This window comes from Pseudomonas sp. URIL14HWK12:I5 (genome assembly GCF_900176445.1).
Taxonomy (GTDB): Bacteria; Pseudomonadota; Gammaproteobacteria; order Pseudomonadales; family Pseudomonadaceae; genus Aquipseudomonas; species Aquipseudomonas monteilii.
Genome location: NZ_FWXQ01000004.1, coordinates 145,137 through 164,073 on the forward strand (window position 1 = coordinate 145,137; position 18,937 = coordinate 164,073).

19 protein-coding genes are annotated in these 18,937 nt (G+C 61.7%); all 19 read right to left on the reverse strand.

Annotation, left to right across the window (positions count from 1 at the left end; genetic code table 11):
- Positions 1–33: 33 nt before the first annotated feature.
- Positions 34–381, reverse strand: a complete 348-nt coding sequence (locus B9A31_RS11115; RefSeq protein ID WP_019099663.1) for an Hpt domain-containing protein — start codon at positions 379–381, stop codon at positions 34–36.
- Between the two features lie 48 nt (positions 382–429).
- Positions 430–2,121 carry a fused response regulator/phosphatase gene (locus B9A31_RS11120; protein WP_019099662.1) on the reverse strand — a complete coding sequence of 564 codons (1,692 nt, stop codon included), beginning with the start codon at positions 2,119–2,121 and terminating at the stop codon, positions 430–432.
- Positions 2,122–2,129: 8 nt separating this feature from the next.
- The gene (locus B9A31_RS11125) at positions 2,130–2,435 is read right to left on the reverse strand and encodes an STAS domain-containing protein (protein WP_016711787.1); all 306 of its coding nucleotides are present in this window, start codon (positions 2,433–2,435) and stop codon (positions 2,130–2,132) included.
- A 121-nt stretch (positions 2,436–2,556) separates the two neighbouring features.
- On the reverse strand, positions 2,557–3,006 hold the full coding sequence (gene fliJ / locus B9A31_RS11130; protein WP_019099661.1) for a flagellar export protein FliJ: 450 nt from the start codon (positions 3,004–3,006) through the stop codon (positions 2,557–2,559).
- Between the two features lie 6 nt (positions 3,007–3,012).
- The gene (gene fliI, locus B9A31_RS11135) at positions 3,013–4,368 is read right to left on the reverse strand and encodes a flagellar protein export ATPase FliI (RefSeq protein ID WP_016711789.1); all 1,356 of its coding nucleotides are present in this window, start codon (positions 4,366–4,368) and stop codon (positions 3,013–3,015) included.
- A complete protein-coding gene (gene fliH, locus B9A31_RS11140; protein ID WP_019099659.1) occupies positions 4,358–5,137 on the reverse strand; it encodes a flagellar assembly protein FliH in 780 nt (259 codons plus the stop codon). The genes fliI and fliH overlap by 11 nt, the downstream gene beginning before the upstream one ends.
- A gap of 161 nt (positions 5,138–5,298) precedes the next feature.
- Entirely contained in the window at positions 5,299–6,318 is a 1,020-nt protein-coding gene (gene fliG, locus B9A31_RS11145) for a flagellar motor switch protein FliG (protein ID WP_003254434.1), read from the reverse strand.
- Positions 6,311–8,089 (reverse strand): flagellar basal-body MS-ring/collar protein FliF, encoded by a 1,779-nt coding sequence (gene fliF / locus B9A31_RS11150; protein ID WP_019099658.1) that lies wholly within the window; start codon positions 8,087–8,089, stop codon positions 6,311–6,313. Before fliF ends, fliG begins: the two co-directional genes overlap by 8 nt.
- 15 nt (positions 8,090–8,104) lie before the next feature.
- Positions 8,105–8,437: a flagellar hook-basal body complex protein FliE gene (gene fliE / locus B9A31_RS11155; RefSeq protein ID WP_019099657.1), complete on the reverse strand. Its 333-nt coding sequence runs from the start codon at positions 8,435–8,437 to the stop codon at positions 8,105–8,107.
- Between the two features lie 132 nt (positions 8,438–8,569).
- Positions 8,570–9,925 (reverse strand): sigma-54-dependent transcriptional regulator, encoded by a 1,356-nt coding sequence (locus B9A31_RS11160; protein ID WP_025753840.1) that lies wholly within the window; start codon positions 9,923–9,925, stop codon positions 8,570–8,572.
- Positions 9,925–11,142 carry a sensor histidine kinase gene (locus tag B9A31_RS11165; RefSeq protein ID WP_027615296.1) on the reverse strand — a complete coding sequence of 406 codons (1,218 nt, stop codon included), beginning with the start codon at positions 11,140–11,142 and terminating at the stop codon, positions 9,925–9,927. The genes B9A31_RS11160 and B9A31_RS11165 overlap by 1 nt, the downstream gene beginning before the upstream one ends.
- Positions 11,143–11,283: 141 nt before the next feature.
- Entirely contained in the window at positions 11,284–12,759 is a 1,476-nt protein-coding gene (gene fleQ / locus B9A31_RS11170; RefSeq protein WP_084296995.1) for a transcriptional regulator FleQ, read from the reverse strand.
- Between the two features lie 169 nt (positions 12,760–12,928).
- Positions 12,929–13,225 carry a hypothetical protein gene (locus B9A31_RS11175; RefSeq protein WP_027609436.1) on the reverse strand — a complete coding sequence of 99 codons (297 nt, stop codon included), beginning with the start codon at positions 13,223–13,225 and terminating at the stop codon, positions 12,929–12,931.
- Between the two features lie 14 nt (positions 13,226–13,239).
- On the reverse strand, positions 13,240–13,635 hold the full coding sequence (gene fliS / locus B9A31_RS11180) for a flagellar export chaperone FliS (RefSeq protein ID WP_016711797.1): 396 nt from the start codon (positions 13,633–13,635) through the stop codon (positions 13,240–13,242).
- 137 nt (positions 13,636–13,772) lie between these two features.
- Positions 13,773–15,185 (reverse strand): flagellar filament capping protein FliD, encoded by a 1,413-nt coding sequence (gene fliD / locus B9A31_RS11185; protein WP_027615297.1) that lies wholly within the window; start codon positions 15,183–15,185, stop codon positions 13,773–13,775.
- An 81-nt stretch (positions 15,186–15,266) separates the two neighbouring features.
- A complete protein-coding gene (locus tag B9A31_RS11190; protein ID WP_027615298.1) occupies positions 15,267–15,644 on the reverse strand; it encodes a flagellar protein FlaG in 378 nt (125 codons plus the stop codon).
- Between the two features lie 71 nt (positions 15,645–15,715).
- Positions 15,716–16,567, reverse strand: a complete 852-nt coding sequence (locus B9A31_RS11195) for a flagellin domain-containing protein (RefSeq protein ID WP_027615299.1) — start codon at positions 16,565–16,567, stop codon at positions 15,716–15,718.
- Positions 16,568–16,819: 252 nt separating this feature from the next.
- Entirely contained in the window at positions 16,820–17,755 is a 936-nt protein-coding gene (locus B9A31_RS11200; protein ID WP_016711800.1) for a ketoacyl-ACP synthase III, read from the reverse strand.
- A gap of 221 nt (positions 17,756–17,976) precedes the next feature.
- Positions 17,977–18,882 (reverse strand): class I SAM-dependent methyltransferase, encoded by a 906-nt coding sequence (locus B9A31_RS11205; protein ID WP_027615300.1) that lies wholly within the window; start codon positions 18,880–18,882, stop codon positions 17,977–17,979.
- Between the last annotated feature and the right edge of the window lie 55 nt (positions 18,883–18,937).

The window sequence follows — 18,937 nt, forward strand, 5'->3', positions numbered from 1 at the left end:
CAGAAACAGGCAAGACTCGCGCCAAGTTGTGTATCAGCCTGCTGAAATACGTTGCTGCTCACCACGGTAGAAGCGCTGCACCTCGACGAACTCCTGGTCGATACGGCTGATCAAGTCTTCGATACCGTACAGCGGGGGGCGCCGTGCACGCTCTTCCAGCTGCTGACACAGGCCGGCCAGGGCAATAGCCCCCATGTTGCTGCTGCTACCCTTGAAGCTGTGGGCGGCCGCACCCAGCTCTTCGGCGCTTTTGGCCGCGTGTAACTGGCCCAGCCGCCGCTCGGAATCGTCGAGAAACGTCTGCACCAACTGCAGGTAGCCATCCTCCATGACCTCACGCAGGTCACTGAGTACCTTGTGGTCAATATGCATGTCAGTCACTTGCTCACTCCTTGATCAAGCCAGATTATGCCCGAGCCAGCCAGTGGCTCACCATACGAACGCCACATGCGCGCAACGCCCGCCTTCACTCCAGCGCGCATCGCTGGCCAACCGCCGCACCAGGTTCAGGCCACGCCCGCTCAGCCCCTGGTCCAGCGAAGGCCGCGACAGTACCCGCTGCACATCGAAACCCGCACCGCTGTCGCGGACCTCGATACTCAGACGCCCGCCATCGGCAAGCGGTTCAACCTTGAAATCGATGCGCACAAAGCCGTCTGTCAGCACGCCCAGGCGCCGGGCGCGCTCCTGATAATAGTCGGCAAAACCCTGCACATCGCGCTTGAGCTGCGAGTCCAGCCCTAGCACACCATGCTCCAGAGCATTGGAATACAACTCGCTGAGGACGCTGTGCAAGCTGCCGGTACGCGCACGAAGCCCATGAATCTCCTGCAACAACTGCACCAGGTAAGGAATCGGGTTAAAGCACTTCAGGCTCTCGCCCCGCACTTCGAAGCCCAGCGACCAGTCCTGCGGGCTGAAGCGACCGCTATCAGCGTAGATCATCGGTGCCGGCACCCGCTCTTCGGCGCCGAACATGCGGATGTCACACAAACTGATGTCGTCGCGCGGGTGCCCGCCAAAGCGCGCCAGGGCCTGCATCACTTCGTCGAACAACCGCACCGGGTCGCGGTTGTCGGCCAGCACCGCCAGCAGGCGCTGCACACCGAACAGGCGCTCCTGATCGTCCGCCGTGTCGAGCACGCCGTCCGACAGCAGCAACAGGCGCTCACCCGGCGCCAAGGGAAGCACCTCGGTGCTGTCATCAAAACGCTCGGCAGCCAGAATACCCAGCGGCAGATGCCGCGAGCTCAGCGCTGACAGCACCTGGCCATCCACCGACAGCCGATAGCCATCGGGCATACCGCCATTCCACACCTCCACCGAGCCGCGCTGCACATTGAGGTTGAGCAGCATCGCGCAACAGAACATGTCCACCGGCAGGATGCGTTTGAGCTTGGCGTTCATCTCGCGCAGGATCGGCGCCATGCCGTAACCCTTGGCGGTCATGCCGTAGAACACCTCGGCCAGCGGCATGGCGCCAACCGCCGCTGGCAGGCCATGGCCGGTAAAGTCGCCCAGCAGCACGCGCATGTCACCGCCCGGGGTGAACGCAGCCAGCATCAGGTCACCGTTGAACAGCGCATACGGCGACTGCAGGTAGCGGATGTTGGGCGCAGAAAGGCAACCGGAGTGGGCCACCTTGTCGAAAACAGCCTTGGCCACCCGCTGCTCGTTGAGCAGATGATGATGGTGCCGGGTGATCTGGTCACGCTGCTCAAGCACAGTGGCTTGCAACCGGCGCAACCGGTCCATGGCGCGGATCTTGGCAGCGAGGATCACCGCGCTGTAGGGCTTGGCCATGAAGTCATCGCCACCCGCCTCCAGGCAGCGCACCAAGCCTTCCTCTTCGTTCAGCGACGTCAGGAAAATGATCGGCACCAGCGCCTCGCCGGCCAGGGCCTTGATCTGCCGCGCCGCCTCGAAGCCGTCCATTACCGGCATCAGGGCGTCCAGCAACACCAGCTGTGGGCTGCGCTCCTGAAACAGCGCCACTGCCTGCTCGCCGTTTTCCGCGGTGAATACCTGGTGGCCCTGGCGACGGACAATCTGCGCCAGCAGCAGGCGGTCGGCGGCACCGTCCTCGGCGACCAGCACGGTCAACGGCTGTTCGGCCGGCATGTCGGCGCTCAACTGATATCGAAGAGTTTTTCGAAATTGGAGATGGCGAGTATCTTGCGCACGTCGGAGCTGGCATGCACCACCCGCACATCCGACTCATCGCCACCCGCATGGTCGCGCAGCAACAGCAGCATGCCGAGCGCGGAGCTGTCGAGGTAGGTGGTGTCTTTCAGGTCGACGATCACCGAATCGGGGCGATCGGGCTGGCGTTCGTAGGCGTCTCGAAATTCCTGATGCTTGCCGAAATCGAAGCGCCCCTTGATCTTGATCGTCAGCTTTTTCCCATCCTGCGAAAAATCAGTCTCGACTGCCATGCTAGCGATTCCTTCGATGATGGCGGATGCAACTCCATTAAGGTTTAGCAGGCGATGCCAGGGGTGGCAAGAATGCTGTTTCCACAAGGCCGCTCCTACAGGGGGCAGCGCAAGGCTTTGGCTAAAGGTTTTGTCGGGGCAAACGCTGCGACAGCTCATCCAGCAACCGCTGCTCACGCTTGTCTTCGGCTCGCCGGGCCTCATCCCTGTAGCGCTGCACCAGCTTGCGCAATCCCTCCACCCGGGCATAGGCCTGCTGCCAGGTACCACGGGCGTTGTTGAGGTTGTTCTGGTGCCACACCAGGCTCTGACGCTGCTGGGTCATGGCCGTTTCCAGCTGCCCCAGAAAACGCTGGTAGTTGACCAGCCAGCTGCCATTCACGCCTTGCCCGCCACGGTTGATCCACTGCAGCTGGTAGTCCTCGCGAAAACGCTCCAGCTCGGCCAACTTGGCCTGAGCCGTGGCCACCTGCTGCTGAAAGTGCCCAACGCGCTGAGCGGCCTTGCGCTCGGCCTCCTCGGCCATGTCCACCACTGGCGCCAAGCGCGCTGCGCGTCCGGGCAGCGCCATGGCCTATCAGCCTGCCGGGGGCGTGAAAATCGCCCCCAGCTGTTCGCGGCTCTGTGCCATGCCCACGTTTTCACTCAGCCCTTGGCGCAAGAATTCCACCAGCTTTGATTGCAAGGCAATGGCCAGGTCGGTTTCCGGATCGCCGCCGGCCACATAGGCACCCACGCTAATCAGGTCGCGGCTTTGCGACAGGCGCGACCACAGCTGCTTGAACTTCTGCGCCTGGCGCAAGTGGTCGGCATCGACAACCTGGGGCATCACCCGGCTGATGGACGCTTCGATGTCGATGGCCGGGTAATGGCCTTCCTCGGCCAACCGGCGCGACAGCACAAAGTGACCGTCGAGCACGCCACGGGCCGAGTCGGCGATCGGGTCCTGCTGGTCGTCGCCCTCTGACAGCACGGTATAGAACGCCGTGATCGATCCACCGCCCGGCTCGCCATTGCCCGCCCGCTCCACCAGCTTGGGCAGCTTGGCGAACACCGATGGCGGGTAACCGCGAGTGGCCGGCGGTTCGCCGATGGCCAGGGCGATTTCCCGCTGGGCCTGGGCGAAACGGGTCAAGGAGTCCATCAACAACAGCACATTCTTGCCCTTGTCGCGGAAGTACTCGGCGATGCGCGTGCAGTACATGGCCGCGCGCAGACGCATCAGCGGCGCATCGTCTGCCGGCGACGCCACCACCACCGAGCGCTTGAGGCCCTCTTCACCGAGGATATGCTCGATGAACTCCTTCACTTCGCGGCCCCGCTCACCGATCAGCCCGACCACGATGATTTCGGCTTCGGTGAAGCGGGTCATCATGCCCAGCAACACCGATTTACCCACGCCGGTACCGGCAAACAGGCCCAGCCGCTGGCCACGGCCAACGGTAAGCAGACCATTGATACTGCGAATACCCACGTCCAGCGGCTTGCTGATCGGGTCGCGGTTGAGCGGGTTGATCACCGGGCCGTCCATCGGCACCCAGTCCTCGGCCTTCATCCCGCCCTTGCCATCCAGCGCGCGACCGGCACCGTCGAGCACGCGGCCGAGCATGCTCATGCCCATGGGCAGACGTCCGCCGTCGTCCAGCGGCACCACCCGCGCCCCCGGCGCAATACCGACGATGCTGCCCACCGGCATAAGGAACACCTTGGGCCCGGCAAAGCCCATGACTTCGGCCTCGACCTGCACCGGGTGGTAACTGTCGTCGTTGATCACCAGGCAGCGGCTGCCCACCGCGGCACGCAGGCCTTCGGCCTCCAGGGTGAGCCCGACCATGCGCAGCAGGCGGCCTTCGACGACGGGCTGGGCCGGCAGCGCGATGGCCTCGGCATAACTGCCCAGGCGCTTGCCGAAGCTGGTGCGTTCAAGGCGCATCAGGGGTATCCACCGGGCTGGCCAGATCTACCGCCATATCTGGCGCTGCCGGGTGCAGTGCATGGTCGTGCAACTGGTCGAACAGTTGTGCCACGGCTTTTTCGATGCGTGTTTCCATGGTTGCATCGATACGGCTGTGAAGCGTCTCGATACGGCAACCACCTGGCAGCAGTGCACTGTCTTCCAGCAGCCGCCAGCTTTCCTCATGGCGTTCGCGCAAGGCCTTGGCCAGCTCGAAATCCTGCGGGTTGAGGTGGATGCGGATATTGTCCGCCCCCATGGGCAGCAGCTTGAGCGCTTCGCGCAACACTTGGGTGATCTGACTGGAATCGCTGCGCAGCTCGCGGCCGATCACCTGGCGAGTCATGTGGGCCACCAGATGCACCAGTGTTTTCTCGATCTGCGTGTCCTGCTCGGCGATCGGCTCCATCAGGTTGGCCATCAGCCGCTCAAGGCTGTCCAGCTTGGTCTTCAAGGCCTCTTCGGCCTCCTGGCGGACTTTGAGCTGGGTGCTGTGAAAACCTTCACGCTCACCGGTGGCAAAACCCTCGTTGTAGGCCTCTTGCCGGATCGCTTCGAGTTCTTCCAGGGTCAGCGGCTGGACTTCTTCCAGCGGCACTTCCTCGACTTCCTCAATGACCTCGGGTTCAGGCTCAGGCTCCGGTTCGGGCTCCGGTTCCGGGTCGAAGCTGGGCAGCGCCCACACGTCCACGCCCTCAAGGTCGCGGGCGCGGATCAGGTCGCTGGGGTGATGTTCTTTGGTGGACATGTTTTCAGGTACTCAAAACCCTATTCAATAGGGAGACGGGTTTGACCCCTGTGGGAGCGGGCTTGTCCCGCGAAGCAGGCGCCGCGGTGTATGGCACCGGCGTTGCCGGTGTTCGCGGGGCAAGCCCGCTCCCACAAGGCCCCTCAAGGCCCGCAAGCGACTTAGATCATTTCCTCGGCGCCTTTGCCGCCGAGCACGATCTCGCCAGCCTCGGCCATACGCCGGGCAATGGTAAGGATTTCCTTCTGTGCCGTTTCCACGTCGCTAACCCGTACCGGCCCCTTGGCCTCCAGGTCGTCGCGCAGCAGCTCCGAAGCACGTTTGGACATGTTCTTGAAGATCTTGTCCTTGACCCGCTCGTCGGCGCCCTTGAGCGACACCACCAGCACGTCGGACGACACTTCACGCAACAGCGCCTGGATACCGCGATCGTCGACGTCGGCCAGGTTGTTGAAGACGAACATCAAGTCCTCGATCTGCTCCGACAGGTCGCTGTCGATTTCGCGGATCGCGTCCATCAGTGCACCTTCCACGGAGCTATCGAGGAAGTTCATGATGTCGGCAGCACGCTTGATGCCGCCCAGGGTGGTGCGTGCTGCGTTGGAGTTGCCCGAGAACTGCTTCTCGAGGATTTGGTTCAGCTCCTTCAACGCCGCAGGCTGCACGGTGTTCAGCGACGACACGCGCAGGACGATGTCCAGGCGCACCTTGTGGTCGAAGTTGCTCAGCACTTCACCGGCCTGGTCCGGATCGAGGTAGGCCACCACGATGGCCTGGATCTGCGGGTGCTCGTAGCGGATCACGTCGGCGACAGCACGCGGCTCCATCCACTTCAGGCTGTCCAGGCCGCTGGTGTTGCCACCGAGCAGGATGCGGTCGACCAGGCCATTGGCCTTGTCCTCGCCCAATGCCTGGTTGAGCATCTTGCGGATGTAGGCATCGGACCCCACGCCCAGACTGGTCTGGTCGCCGACGATGTCGACGAACTCGCTCATCACCTGCTCCACCTGGTCACGGTGCACATTGCCCATCTGCGCCATGGCCACACCCACCCGCTGCACCTCCTTGGGCCCCATGTGCCGCAGCACCTGGGCCGCATCGGTCTCGCCCAGCGAGAGCAGAAGGATCGCCGCCTTGTCGACGCGGCTCAGCTTGGCGGTAACGGCTCGGTTATCACTCATCGGCGTTGATCCACTCTTTCACGACCTGGGCAACGCGGCCCGGGTCTTCGGCCACCAGGCCTTTGATTGCGTTGAGCTGTGCCTCGTAACCCTCGCTCGGGCTAGGCAGCAGAATGCTTGTCGGGCCACCCAGACTGACGCGGTCGTTGGCCAGTTCGCCATCCAGACCCATCATGCCGCCCAGCTCCATGTCGCTGTCCGGGGCAGCCTGCTTGCCGCCCCCTGTAATGTTGTTCAACACAGGCCGCAGCACACCGAACACCAGCACCAGGATGAACACTACGCCCAACACCTGCTTGACGATGTCCCAGAACCACGGCTGCTGATAGAAGGCGATATCGGCAATTTCTTCGCCACGGTCGGCGGCGAACGGTACGTTGATCACCGTCACGCTGTCGCCACGGCTGGCATCGAAGCCGACCGCATCCTGCACCAGGCGGGTAAAGCGCGCCAGGTCCTCGGCACCCCACGGCGCGCGCGTGCTGTCGCCAGTGGCCGGGTCGATCTTGACCTGATCGTCTACCACCACGGCCACCGACAGGCGGGTCATGCGCCCTTGTTGCTGGCGGGTGTGGCTGATGGAACGGTCCAGTTCGAAGTTTTTGGTGCTTTGCTGACGTTTGTCCGACGGGTACGGCGCGAGCATCGGCTGACCGGTGGCCGGGTCCATGATCTGCTGGCCGTTGGCATCCACCAGCGGCTGGCCAGGCTGGATGGCCGCAGCCGGGGTGGCAGCGCCACCGGTGGTTTGCGGGGCCGAGGCCGCGCCAGGTGGCTGGTTGCTCAGTGCGCCGGGCACACCTTGCGGACCTTGGCTGCTGGCGCGCTGCTCGTCGACGGATTGCTCGCTGCGCAGCGCTGGCTGGTCTGGGTTGAACTGCTCGGAGGTGGACTCCACCGCACTGAAGTCCAGGTCCGCCGACACTTCGGCCTTGTAGCGGTCGTTGCCCAGCACTGGCTGCAGGATGTTGTGCACACGCTGGGTGAGCATGCTTTCCACCCGGCGGCTGTAGTCGAACTGCTTGCCGGCCTGGGTGAGCGCGGAGTCCTGGATCTGTTCGGACAGCAGGTTGCCCTTCTGGTCGACCACGGTGACCTGCGACTTGTCCAGCTCTGGCACGCTGGTGGCGACCAGGTTGACGATGGCCATCACCTGCCCGGCTTCCAGGGCACGGCCCGGGTACAGCTCGACCAGTACCGAGGCACTGGGCTTGCGTTCGTCACGCACGAACACCGAACTTTTCGGGATAGCCAGGTGCACGCGCGCACCCTTGACATTGTTCAGGCTGGAAACGGTACGCGCCAGCTCACCTTCCAGGCTGCGGCGGTAGCGGGTGGCCTCCATGAACTGGCTGGTACCCAGGCCCTGCTCCTTGTCGAGCAGCTCGAAACCCACGTTGCCGTCGCTCGGCGCCACCCCGGCGGCGGCCAGCTTCAGGCGCGCACGGGAGAGATCGTCGGCTTTGACCAGCAGAGCACCCGAGTTGGGCTCCACGTTGTAAGGGATGTCAGCAGCGGCCAGGGTGTCCATGACCTGCTTGGTGTCCATGCCCGACAGGCTGCCGTACAACGGACGATAATCGGGTTGTTGCGACCACAGCACCACGGCAAAGCCGATCGCCACGCTGGCCGCCAGGCCGACCATGAGGCCGATCTGCCGCAGCATGGGCATCTGTGCGATGTTTTCCAGGAACGACATACCGGGCAGCGGACGCTTGGCCGCTGGTGCGCCAGTCTTGGCAGGGGGGTTGTCGACGACTGCTTCAGCCATGGTTTACATCCGTCCTCAAACCGGCATCTGCATGATGTCCTGGTACGCCTGGACCAACTTGTTGCGCACCTGGGTCAGGGCCTGCATCGAAACGCTGGCCTTTTGCGACGCGATCATCACGTCCGTCAGGTCGACGCCGCTCTTGCCGATTTCGAAGGCATTGGCCAGCTGGGTCGAGGCCTGCTGCGTCTCATGCACCTTGCCGATGGCCTGGCCGAGCATGTCGGCAAAGGTACTTTGCCCCGGCGCCAGCTCCGGGGCAGCAGTGACCTTCGGCAACGACATGGCATCGGCCTGCATGGCCCGCATGTCCAGCATCAGACGATTGAATTCAACACCTTGGCTCATGACCCTTCTCTCTCCTGCGGCCGCATTTTTTTGACGCTCATGCGGCGAATAGCCTACGTAAAGCAACAAAGGTGCCAGCCTTGGCAACCCAGCCCTTCTGGTTTTTGACAGGGTCGCCGTGGAGGCGGCCCGTCACCCGAACAGGCTGGCCTCTACATCGAACCCGGCATCACGCATCTGTGCCAGCTTGTAGCGCAGGGTGCGCGGGCTGATCCCAAGGCGTTCGGCCGCCTCTTTGCGCCGGCCGCGCTCCGCGCGCAAGGTGTCGATGATCATCTGGTACTCGTGGCGGCGCATGTCATCACCCAGCCCGCCGGCCTCAACAACCACTTCAGGCGAGGGCACGGTGCCGGCCGACAATGGAATGGCGCCTTCCAGACAAAAATCCGCCGCCTCGATCACACCACCCTGCTGCAGGATCAGCGCCCGCTGCAGGGCGTTGTCCAATTCGCGCACGTTACCTGGCCAGGCGTGCGCCTGCAGGCAGGCCCGGGCCGCAGGCGAGAGGCGTACCGGAGCATGCTTCATCTTGGCCACATGCCGCGCCAACAGGCGCTCGGCCAGCTGCAGGATGTCGCCCGGGCGTTCACGCAGCGGGCGCCAGGCCAGCGGGAACACCGACAAGCGGTAATACAGGTCTTCGCGGAAGCGCCCGGCCGCCACCTCGCCTGCCAGGTCACGGTTGGTGGTGGCCAGCACACGAATGTCGAGGCTGATCGGCTTGCGCCCGCCTACCCGCTCCACCTCGCGCTCCTGCAGCACACGCAGCAGCTTGGCCTGTAAAGCCATGGGCATTTCCGAGATTTCGTCAAGCAACAAGGTGCCGCCTTCGGCCTGTTCGAACTTGCCTGCCTGGGCAGCGATAGCGCCGGTGAAGGCGCCCTTCTCGTGACCAAACAGAGTAGCCTCGAGCATATTGTCGGGAATCGCCGCGCAGTTGATCGCGACGAAGGGCTGCGCGGCACGGGGCGACTGCTGGTGAATGTAGCGCGCCAGCACTTCCTTGCCAGTACCGGACTCGCCGGAAATCAGCACGGTCGAGTCACTGCGCGCCACCCGGGCGGCCAACTCCAGCAACTGGCGGCTGGCCGGCTCGCAGGCGACCGGGCCTTCTTCGCCGCTCACGCGCCCGGCGGCATGCCGCTCGACCAGGCTGAGCAACGCCTTGGGCTCGAAGGGTTTGACCAGGTAGTCGGCAGCGCCCTGGCGCATCGCCTCGACCGCACGCTCGACGGCGGCGTGTGCAGTCATCAGCAACACCGGCAACTGCGGTTGCTGGCGGCGCAGCTGGCTGAGCAACTGATGCCCGTCCATGCCGGGCATGTTCACGTCACTGACCACCAGGCTGAAAGCGTCTTCCAGCACAGCCTCCAGCGCTTCTTCGGCACTGCCCACCGCCTGGTAAGCGAAACCGCCGATTTCCAGGGTATCGCCCAGCGCCTGGCGCAATACGCGATCGTCCTCGACCAGCAGCACCTTGATTGCCATCACACCCCCTCCGCCAACTGCCCGTCGATCAAGGGCAGCTCTACCCGCACGCAAGTACCACGGCCCACTTTCGAGCGCAGGCTGATCCTGCCCTGGTGTGCGCGCACCACGGCCTTGACCACGGCCAGGCCCAAACCGGTACCGGTGGCCTTGGTGGTCAGGAACGGCTCACCCAGGCGGCCGAGCAAATCGGCCTCGATACCGCTGCCAGCATCGCTGACGCACAGGTGCAAGGTACGTTCACGGCGGTACAGGTGCACCTTCAGCCTTGCCTGCCCGTCGCCGGCCTGCAGGGCATTCTCGACCAGGTTGAGCATGGCCCCCACCAGGGTGTCGCGGTTGCACAGCAGCTCACCCAGGTGGCTGTCACACTGCCAGCGCACGGCATGCCCCTGCACATGCACCTGGGCCGCCTGCTGCAGTGCCTGGAACAAGGCTTTCGGGGTTACCCGATCAAGCAGCGGCAGCTCGCCACGGGCAAACACCAGCATGTCGCGCACCTGGTGCTCCAGTTCGTGCAAGCGTTCCTTCAGGGTGCCGGCAAAGCGCTGGCGGGTTTCTGCGCTCAGCTGTTGCTCGCTATCGGCCAGATGACTGGCGTACAGCATGGCTGCCGACAGCGGCGTACGGATTTGATGCGCCAGCGAAGCAACCATGCGCCCCAACGACGACAACCGCTCATGGCGCGCCAACTGGTCTTGCAGGCGACGGGTTTCAGTCAGGTCATTGAGCAGCACCAGTTGGCCGGGCTCGGCGTCCAGCGAACGGGTCGCGATCGACAGGCGACGGCCGTCGCGCAACGAGACTTCGTGGCCATCGTCCTTGCGCGGTGCAAAGCTGCGGGCAATCACCTGGCGCCACAGCTGGCCGATCAACGGCTCACCAAGCAACTCGCAGGCAGCCGGGTTGGCTTCACGCACCAGGCCCTGGCCGTCGATCACGATCACCCCGCCGGGCAGCAGGTCCAGCAGGTTTTGCAGGCGGTTGGCCAGACGTTCCTTTTCGCTGAGTTCTTCGATGCGCTGGGCACTGACCACCGCCAGCTCGCCCTTGAGCTCGCTGACCCGGGCTTCGAGCAGGCTATAGGACTGGCTCAACTGGCTGGACACCTGATTGAACAAGGCGAAGGCTTGCTCGACACCCTGGCGGCTTTCCTGCTCCACCGGGGTTTGCCCCTTCTGGTCGGGGGCTAGGGATACGTGGGCGGCCTGGGGCATCGTGCTCTCTCGCGTGGCTGACCGTCATAAAAACGGTATGGTGCCAGCGTTGTAGCAATAGCCGTGCCGGGGATGGGGAATTAGGTTGACTGTGGAGGCCTCTTCGCTGGTTTACCCGCGAAGAGGCCGGACCAGGCGACGTCAGTCCTCTGCCTGATCCTCGCCACCCTGGCGGCTCATACCGTACTTGCGCATTTTCTCGACCAAGGTGGTCCGGCGAATGCGCAAACGTTCAGCCGCGCGCGCAACGATACCGTTGGCATCGTCCAGCGCCTGCTGGATCAGGCCCTGCTCCAGGCTACCGAGGTAGTCTTTCAGGTCGAGCCCTTCGGGCGGCAGCATGGCATGGTTGCTGAAGTTCGGCGTATGGCCATTGATCGCCACGCGCTCTTCCAGGTCGCTGCGCAGGCTGTCGACCATCTGCTCGTCTTCATCGTCGACGTAGCGGAACTTCTTCGGCAACTCGGACACGCCAATCACCCCGTACGGGTGCATGATCGCCATGCGCTCGACCAGGTTGGCCAGCTCACGCACGTTACCCGGCCAGCCGTGACGGCACAGCGACATGATCGAGGCAGAGTTGAAGCGGATGGAACCGCGCTTCTCGTGCTCCATGCGCGAGATCAGCTCGTTCATCAGCAGCGGGATATCTTCCACCCGCTCACGCAGCGGCGCCATTTCGATGGGGAACACGTTCAGGCGGTAATACAGGTCTTCACGGAAGGTGCCGTCCTCGATCATGGTCTCGAGGTTCTTGTGCGTCGCGGCGATGATGCGCACATCGATGCTCTGGGTCTTGTTGCTACCTACACGCTCGAACGTACGCTCCTGCAGCACACGTAGCAGCTTGACCTGCATCGGCAGCGGCATGTCGCCGATTTCGTCAAGGAACAGGGTACCGCCGTTGGCCAGCTCGAAGCGCCCGGCGCGGCTGGTGATCGCCCCGGTAAAGGCGCCCTTCTCGTGGCCGAACAGTTCGCTTTCCAGCAACTCGGCCGGGATCGCGCCACAGTTGACCGGCACGAACGGCGCTTCGCGGCGCTTGGAGTGGTAGTGCAGGTTGCGCGCCACCACCTCCTTGCCCGTGCCCGACTCACCCAGGATCAACACGCTGGCATCGGTGTCGGCCACTTGCTGCATCATCTGCCGCACATGCTGGATGGCACGACTGGTGCCGACCAAGCTGCGGAATAGATTGGGTTCGCGCTGGCGGCCACGCTCGCGCGCCTGGTCGTACATTTCACGGTAGACCTGGGCACGGTGCAGCGAATCCAGCAGCTGGCTGTAGCTTGGCGGCATTTCCAGGTTGGAAAGCACGCGGCGGCGAAGGTCTTCTGGCAGCTCGGCAGAAGAAATTTCACCTAAAAGCAGAACCGGAAGGAACTCATCCCAGACAGCCACTGTCTTAAGTAGCCCAAGGAGATTGCCCGAGGCGTTCACGGTGCCGACAAGCACACACAACACTTCGCGACTTGAAGACAACGGCTCGACGACTTGCTGCCAGTCCAGGCTTGAGCAAGCGAGGTTTTCTTCGCCGAGAAAATTGAGCACCACCGCCAGGTCACGGCGGCGTGCGCTGTCGTCGTCGATCAGCAGAATCTTGGTTTCACGCCACATGCAATAGCAACTTCCCTAGTCATATCGGCGCCCTGCGGGGGCATGCTCGACATCATTCCGACTGAATGGTCAGTGTTCGGACGTCTGAAATTCGAAAACAGCCACTAGTAAAGTCAAAAAACACCGATCAGTCAAATTAATGGCGCTCGGCTTTTTGCAACATCGGTGGTCAGGTGAACAAATGGTATACCTTTGCCGCGTTCTTCGCCTGACGGATTTTCGTCATTTCATCGACCAAGGATTGACGTTCGCCACTTGCAACCTCGATTAGTTGGCGGTATACGGCCAGCAATTGCTCGAGGCTGGCACTGACATCCGCCTCGTTGCCTTTGGCTTCGGACACCATGTCACCAACGCGCAAGCGGCATTCCAGGTCCAGCTCCCCCACCGCTTCCCAGTTGCGTTCGGCCAGCGCCGCCAGCAGCATGTCCCGGGTTTGTTCGATGCGGGCGATTACTTCGCTCATGTCATGCTCCTTTATCAGGAAGCCGACGACTGATCGCCGATTGCGTCCCAACCTTCCTTCACAGTGATCAGCAGGCGCGCGACCTCGTCGATGATGGCCGGGTCGCCCTTGAGATTGGCTTCGGTCAGGCGGCGGCTCATGTAGACATACAGGCTATCCAGCTCAGCCAGGTTGTCAGCATGGTTTTCCAGGTCCAGCCCTTCACGCAGCCCACCGATGATGTCGATGGCCTTGCCGAGCAGAATACCGCGCTGCGCGATGTCATTACGCGCGATGGCACCTTTGGCCTGGGCCATACGATCAAGACCGCCCTGCATGAGCATCTGTACCAGCCGGTGCGGACTGGCTTCGGACGTCTGCGCCACGCCGTTGACTTTCTGGTATTGACGAAGGGCCAACATCGGGTTCATGGATCTACCTCGTTGCAGCGAAAAGGTTGCTTGTACCTCTGTATCGCCTGAGCGTCAAAAAACTTTAGTGTCAACGCAAAAAGCCCGGAGCGACACGAGGCGCTGCCGGGCTTGTGCGTGGCAAAACGCGAGAACGATCAGGAGTTCTTGGCCTGCGCGTTGATAGCGTCGAAAACCGATTTGATCTGGTCGGCCTGGGCATTGAGCTTGGCCACAGCGGTGTCCATTGCCACCCACTTCTTGGTCAGCGACTCGGTCAAAGCCTCGGTCCGGCGATCCAGCGCGGTCTGCTGGTCTGCCAGGTTCTTCGCCACCTTATCCAGGTTGCTTTTGCGCGTGGCCAGGCTGCCGTCCGTGGAGTTGTACGGATCGATGGCCTTGTTCATGCGCTCGATCAACCCATTGGAGCCAGTGAACAACTCCTGAACTTCGGAGCCCAGCTTCTTGTCGTTCATCGCCGCGGTGAACTTGGTCGAGTTGAATTCGAGGGTACCATCTTTCGTGGTGTTGATACCCAGCTGGCTCAGGGTCGTCAACTGGTCGCCCGCCCCCACCTCGGACAGCACCTTGCGAATATCGTTGACCAGCGAACGGGTGGTCGGGTCGTTGCTCAACGGGCCGAGCGACAGGTTGTCATCTTCGTCACGCGTGGAGGTTGTCAGCGCAGTAATGGTTTTCTGCAACGTGTTGTAGGCATCGACGAACGACTGAATCGACTTCTTCAGGCCATCATTGTCCTGCGACACCGAGACGTTGGTTGGCACGCCGTCGGTGCCCGACCTGGCGCTGACGCCCGTCAGCTCCAGCGTGATGCCACTGATGGCATCGGTGATGGTGTTCTTCTTGCTGGTGACCACCAGGCCGTCGATGGTCAGCTCGGCATCCTGCGCCTTGGCGGTAATGAACCCGGCGCCGGTATCCGACATCTGCTGAGTACCGTCGATCTCAAGCTCAGGGACACCACTGACCATCAGGTCGGTATTGGCACCGGTGGTGGTGGAGCTGAACACCAGCCGCGCACCGTCCTTGCCGTTCACGATGTTGGCAGAGATACCCTGGACACCCAGCTCTTTGTTGATCTGGTCGCGCACGGACTGCAACGACGCGCCATCTTCAACTTCAAGCTCATAGATGTTGCCATTCTGCTCAATGGTCAGCGTACCGCCCGTCACCGTTGCAGCCGCACCGCCGGCAATCGGGGCACTGGCCACTTTCGAGCCGGTCGCCAGCTTGTTGACCACAATGTCGTAGCTGCCTGCCACCGCCGTGTTGCCAGCGGTCACCTTGACCACTGACTCATTGGCCGACTTGGCGGCGTATGCATTGAACGCAGGGCTGGTGGAGCTGTTCAACTTCGCCATGGCGTCCTGAAACGCCGTCAGGGCACTGCGAAGCGAGCCCACACCGGAAATCATCGCGGTATTGTTGCTGGTCTGCCGAGTGATCTGCGCCTTCTTGGCTGCAGTGTCGGCATTGACCAACGCCGCGACCATTTCGGTGATATTCAGCCCCGTACCTTGACCGATACTGGAAACCAGGGTGCCCGCCATACAGTTATCCCTCTTTGTTGACCGTCAGCACCTGCTCCTGCAAGCCCGACGTGATTCCTGCCTTAGCACATTCTCCGCCGATCAGACCTTGGCGTCGAACAAAATACTGTTTACATCGCTCAGGTTATGCGCAATCCGCAAAGCCTCTTCAGAAGGCAATTGGCGGATCAGCTCGCCGGTTTCACTGGCGATGACCTTGACGACGATCTTTCCGGATTCTTCGTCCGTGGAGAATTCCAGGTTGCGTCGGGTGGAGCTGAGAAACTTTTCGATTTCCGAAACAGCGTTTTTCACTTTTTCGGCATCATTGCTGTGCTCGGCAGCACTGATGGCATTGGGTACCAGCGTGTCACTGCCGCTACGCGACGCTTGCTCGGTGCGCTCAACCGGTTTTTCGCCAGCCTGTTCAGCGGGGCGGGATGCCGGATAGGACAGATTCAGCTTGACGCTCATGTCCATGTCTACCACCTCATAACGAAAAGGCGGGGAAGCGCCTTAAACTGCGCTCCCCCGCCGATCACCATCAGCGATTACTGAAGCAGCTTCAGTACGGCGGATGGCAGTTGGTTGGCCTGGGCCAGAATCGAAGTGGAAGCTTGCTGCAGGGTCTGCTGCTTGGTCAGCTGGGCAGTTTCAGCGGCGAAGTCGGTGTCCTGTACACGGCCACGGGCGGCTTCGGCGTTTTCGTTGATGTTCTGCAGGTTGTTGATGGTGCTGGTCAGACGGTTCTGAACGGCACCCAGGTCGGCACGGGTGCTGTTGATCGCGTTCAGTGCGTCGTCGATGGCGCTCAGGGCGGCGGTGAAGGTGGCTTCGGCAGCGGCGCTGTCGGCACCGGTGATGCTCATGCCACTCAGGCCGCTCAGCGCGCCAGTGGTGTTCATGGCATCGCTCAGGCTGATGGTGATCTGGTTGTCGCTACCGGTGTTGGAGCCAACCTGGAAGGTCATGTCGCTGGCGGTACCGTCCAGCAGGTTCTTGCCGTTCAGCTGGGTCGAACCGGCGATACGGTCGATCTCTTTGAGCATCGACTGGAATTCTTTATCCAGTGCGTCGCGGTCTGCTTCGCTGTTGTTGTCGTTTCGCGACTGAACAGCCAGTTCACGCATACGCTGCAGGATGTTGGTCTGCTCTTGCATCGCGCCTTCAGCAGTCTGGGCGATGGAGATGGCGTCGTTGGCGTTCTTGATCGCCATGGTCTGGCCACGGATCTGCGAAGTCATGCGGGTAGCGATCTGCAGGCCGGCAGCGTCGTCTTTGGCGCTGTTGATTTTCAGGCCGGAGGACAGACGGGTCATCGAGGTGCCCAGTGCATCGGAAGCCCGGTTCAGGTTCTTCTGAACGCCCAGGGAGGTGGTGTTGGTGTTTACAGTCAAAGCCATGACGAATTCCTCGTTGGATTGGGTACTACGGCTTCCGGCCTTGGCAATTCGCCGGAGGTGGCACAGAGAACCTTCGTAATAGTTATCGTCGTCAGGGCGGCTTGCTTTAGCGGAATTTCAAAAAAAATTGCTGGCATCGTGCCAGTCCAATGAAATCAAGGAGTTGACGCCAATTTACAGGCGTCACAGTAATGCAGGATAGAAAGTAAAACGCCGTCAGATGATGACGGCGTTATTGGAGGCGACGAACGGTCAGTCACAGCGTTCGATTATGGCCGAGCCCCACGACAAGCCCACCCCGAAGCCACTCAGCGCCACGCGCTTGCAGCTGGAGCCAAGTACGTGCTTTTCCAGCAGCAGCGGTATGCTGGACGACACGGTATTGCCCGTCTCGACCATATCCTTGACGAACTTCTGCTTGTGCTCGCCTTCATCGAAGCGCGACGATACGGCATCGACGATCGCCGCGCTGCCCTGGTGCAGGCAATACAGGTCGATATCCTCGGCCTGGAGTGCGCTGGCTTCAAGCAGCTGCTGCAAGTGCGCCGGCACCTTGACCAAGGCAAAGTTGTAGACCTGGCGACCATTCATGAAGAACTTGCCATCGGTGGTACGCAGATGCTCGGCCCCCGCGCCATCGCTGCCGAACAACGATTTGCCCAATTGCCAGGCAGCGTCCTCGCCCATCCAGGTGGCGGTAGCGGCGTCACCGAACAGCATGGTGGTATTGCGATCTTCCGGGTCGACAATCTTCGAGTAAGGGTCTGCAGTGATCAGCAGGCCATTCTTAAGGCCTGCGGCCTCCATGAAACCTTTCATGGCATACAAGCCATACACATAGCCCGAGCAGCCCAGGGAAATGTCAAAGGCCGCGACGGCTGTGGACAGCCCGAGCTTGTGCTGAACGATCGCCGCAGTGTGCGGCAGCCCTTCGGCATCGCCGTTCTGGGTGACCACGATCACGGCATCGATGGCAGCAGGATCCAGCGACGGGTTGGCGGCAAACAATGCTTGGGCTGCCTCGACACAAAGATCGGATGTTTCCTGGTTGGCATCCTTGCGCGGCAAGAAGGTGGAACCGATCTTGCCGAAAATGAACTCTTGATCCTTGCCGAATTTCGCACCTTGGGCGTAGTTGTCTACACCATTCACAGGTACGTAACTGGCGATGCTTTTAATGCCAATCATTGTGGCTTCCCGGTTGACATGGCGGATAGTGCGGGATCGGGCCTGAAATTGGCCTCGTCAGGCCATCGACGTGGCTGCCCGCTGACTTGATAGATTAAAGATGCACGTTTCGACTGCCAAGTCACGGTTATACGACCAAAGCTGCGAATGCCGCAATGCCGGGGCTGCTTTCGCGTGGCGCTCACGCAGCCGGACGACCTCATACCCACACAACCCTACGGTCACGCGCCCTCGAAAGGTGCCTTTTTCACAATCGCCTGCAGCAAGTGTACTGCCGAACCCAGCTTGGCATTGCTGGTAAACGCGGTTGACTGAATATCCACGACGGTGAAACCGCCAAGCGCGAACAGATTGGTAAGCGCCGCCACCGAGAAGAAGTTGATATGCTCATGCCAGTGCCGCTTTTGCTCAGCGCAAACCTGATCGTTGCCAACCATCACCGCCTCGTGGGGTAACTCCACGTACAGCAGCGTATCGTCGTGCATGCAGTCGCGTATCTGCGCAAGTGTGTCCGTTGGATAAGGAACATGCTCCAGCACATGCCGGCACACGATCAGGTCGTAAGTGCGTCCTCGCACTTCGTCCCTGGTCACGCTGCGGGTACCGGGCACGGTGGTTTTTTTGTCGATATCGTAGATATCGGTCGAGTAGCCCTGCCCTTTGAACGGTGTATTGGAGCCATCACCTCCGCCCCAGTCCAGGACCTGCGTGGGCGCAATATGCCGAAGAATGTAAGAACGGGTCAGGCCAAGCAGCTCGCTGGGCGCGCTCAGCGCTTTGTTGCGCTCCCTGAAGCCCGGCTCATAGTGTTCTCGCAAATCTTCATAAGCCTTGCCGTAGTAACCATCATAGAGGCGCTGCATTTCCCGGTCCGAAAACCGGATATCCAGAAACAGGAATTCACACTCCGCGCAATGCAGGGTATTGCACACGCAGTAGGCCGTGCCCTGAGGGATACTGTTCAACCCCCAGCTGGCATCGATGACTGCAGGCGCCCAGCCCAGTGCCCGATGCGACACAAACGGCATCAGCACTGCCGGGGACTGAGACAACTGCGCTGATCCACAGCAAACGCATCGGGTGGCAACGCGTTCGCGTGCACAGGCGGGAAACACATCGTTGATCATGAAGTCAGACCTAGCACGTCCAGGTAAAAATGGGATTATTGCGCCTCGGCCAGCT

Excerpts from the sequence above, each read along its gene's own strand:
- B9A31_RS11120 (WP_019099662.1), bottom strand. The coding sequence starts at position 2,121 with ATGCCGGCCGAACAGCCGTTGACCGTGCTGGTCGCCGAGGACGGTGCC.
- B9A31_RS11125 (WP_016711787.1), bottom strand. The coding sequence starts at position 2,435 with ATGGCAGTCGAGACTGATTTTTCGCAGGATGGGAAAAAGCTGACGATC.
- fliJ (WP_019099661.1), bottom strand. The coding sequence starts at position 3,006 with ATGGCGCTGCCCGGACGCGCAGCGCGCTTGGCGCCAGTGGTGGACATG.
- fliI (WP_016711789.1), bottom strand. The coding sequence starts at position 4,368 with ATGCGCCTTGAACGCACCAGCTTCGGCAAGCGCCTGGGCAGTTATGCC.
- fliH (WP_019099659.1), bottom strand. The coding sequence starts at position 5,137 with ATGTCCACCAAAGAACATCACCCCAGCGACCTGATCCGCGCCCGCGAC.
- fliG (WP_003254434.1), bottom strand. The coding sequence starts at position 6,318 with ATGAGTGATAACCGAGCCGTTACCGCCAAGCTGAGCCGCGTCGACAAG.
- fliF (WP_019099658.1), bottom strand. The coding sequence starts at position 8,089 with ATGGCTGAAGCAGTCGTCGACAACCCCCCTGCCAAGACTGGCGCACCA.
- fliE (WP_019099657.1), bottom strand. The coding sequence starts at position 8,437 with ATGAGCCAAGGTGTTGAATTCAATCGTCTGATGCTGGACATGCGGGCC.
- B9A31_RS11160 (WP_025753840.1), bottom strand. The coding sequence starts at position 9,925 with ATGGCAATCAAGGTGCTGCTGGTCGAGGACGATCGCGTATTGCGCCAG.
- B9A31_RS11165 (WP_027615296.1), bottom strand. The coding sequence starts at position 11,142 with ATGCCCCAGGCCGCCCACGTATCCCTAGCCCCCGACCAGAAGGGGCAA.
- fleQ (WP_084296995.1), bottom strand. The coding sequence starts at position 12,759 with ATGTGGCGTGAAACCAAGATTCTGCTGATCGACGACGACAGCGCACGC.
- B9A31_RS11175 (WP_027609436.1), bottom strand. The coding sequence starts at position 13,225 with ATGAGCGAAGTAATCGCCCGCATCGAACAAACCCGGGACATGCTGCTG.
- fliS (WP_016711797.1), bottom strand. The coding sequence starts at position 13,635 with ATGAACCCGATGTTGGCCCTTCGTCAATACCAGAAAGTCAACGGCGTG.
- fliD (WP_027615297.1), bottom strand. The coding sequence starts at position 15,185 with ATGGCGGGCACCCTGGTTTCCAGTATCGGTCAAGGTACGGGGCTGAAT.
- B9A31_RS11190 (WP_027615298.1), bottom strand. The coding sequence starts at position 15,644 with ATGGACATGAGCGTCAAGCTGAATCTGTCCTATCCGGCATCCCGCCCC.
- B9A31_RS11195 (WP_027615299.1), bottom strand. The coding sequence starts at position 16,567 with ATGGCTTTGACTGTAAACACCAACACCACCTCCCTGGGCGTTCAGAAG.
- B9A31_RS11200 (WP_016711800.1), bottom strand. The coding sequence starts at position 17,755 with ATGATTGGCATTAAAAGCATCGCCAGTTACGTACCTGTGAATGGTGTA.
- B9A31_RS11205 (WP_027615300.1), bottom strand. The coding sequence starts at position 18,882 with ATGATCAACGATGTGTTTCCCGCCTGTGCACGCGAACGCGTTGCCACC.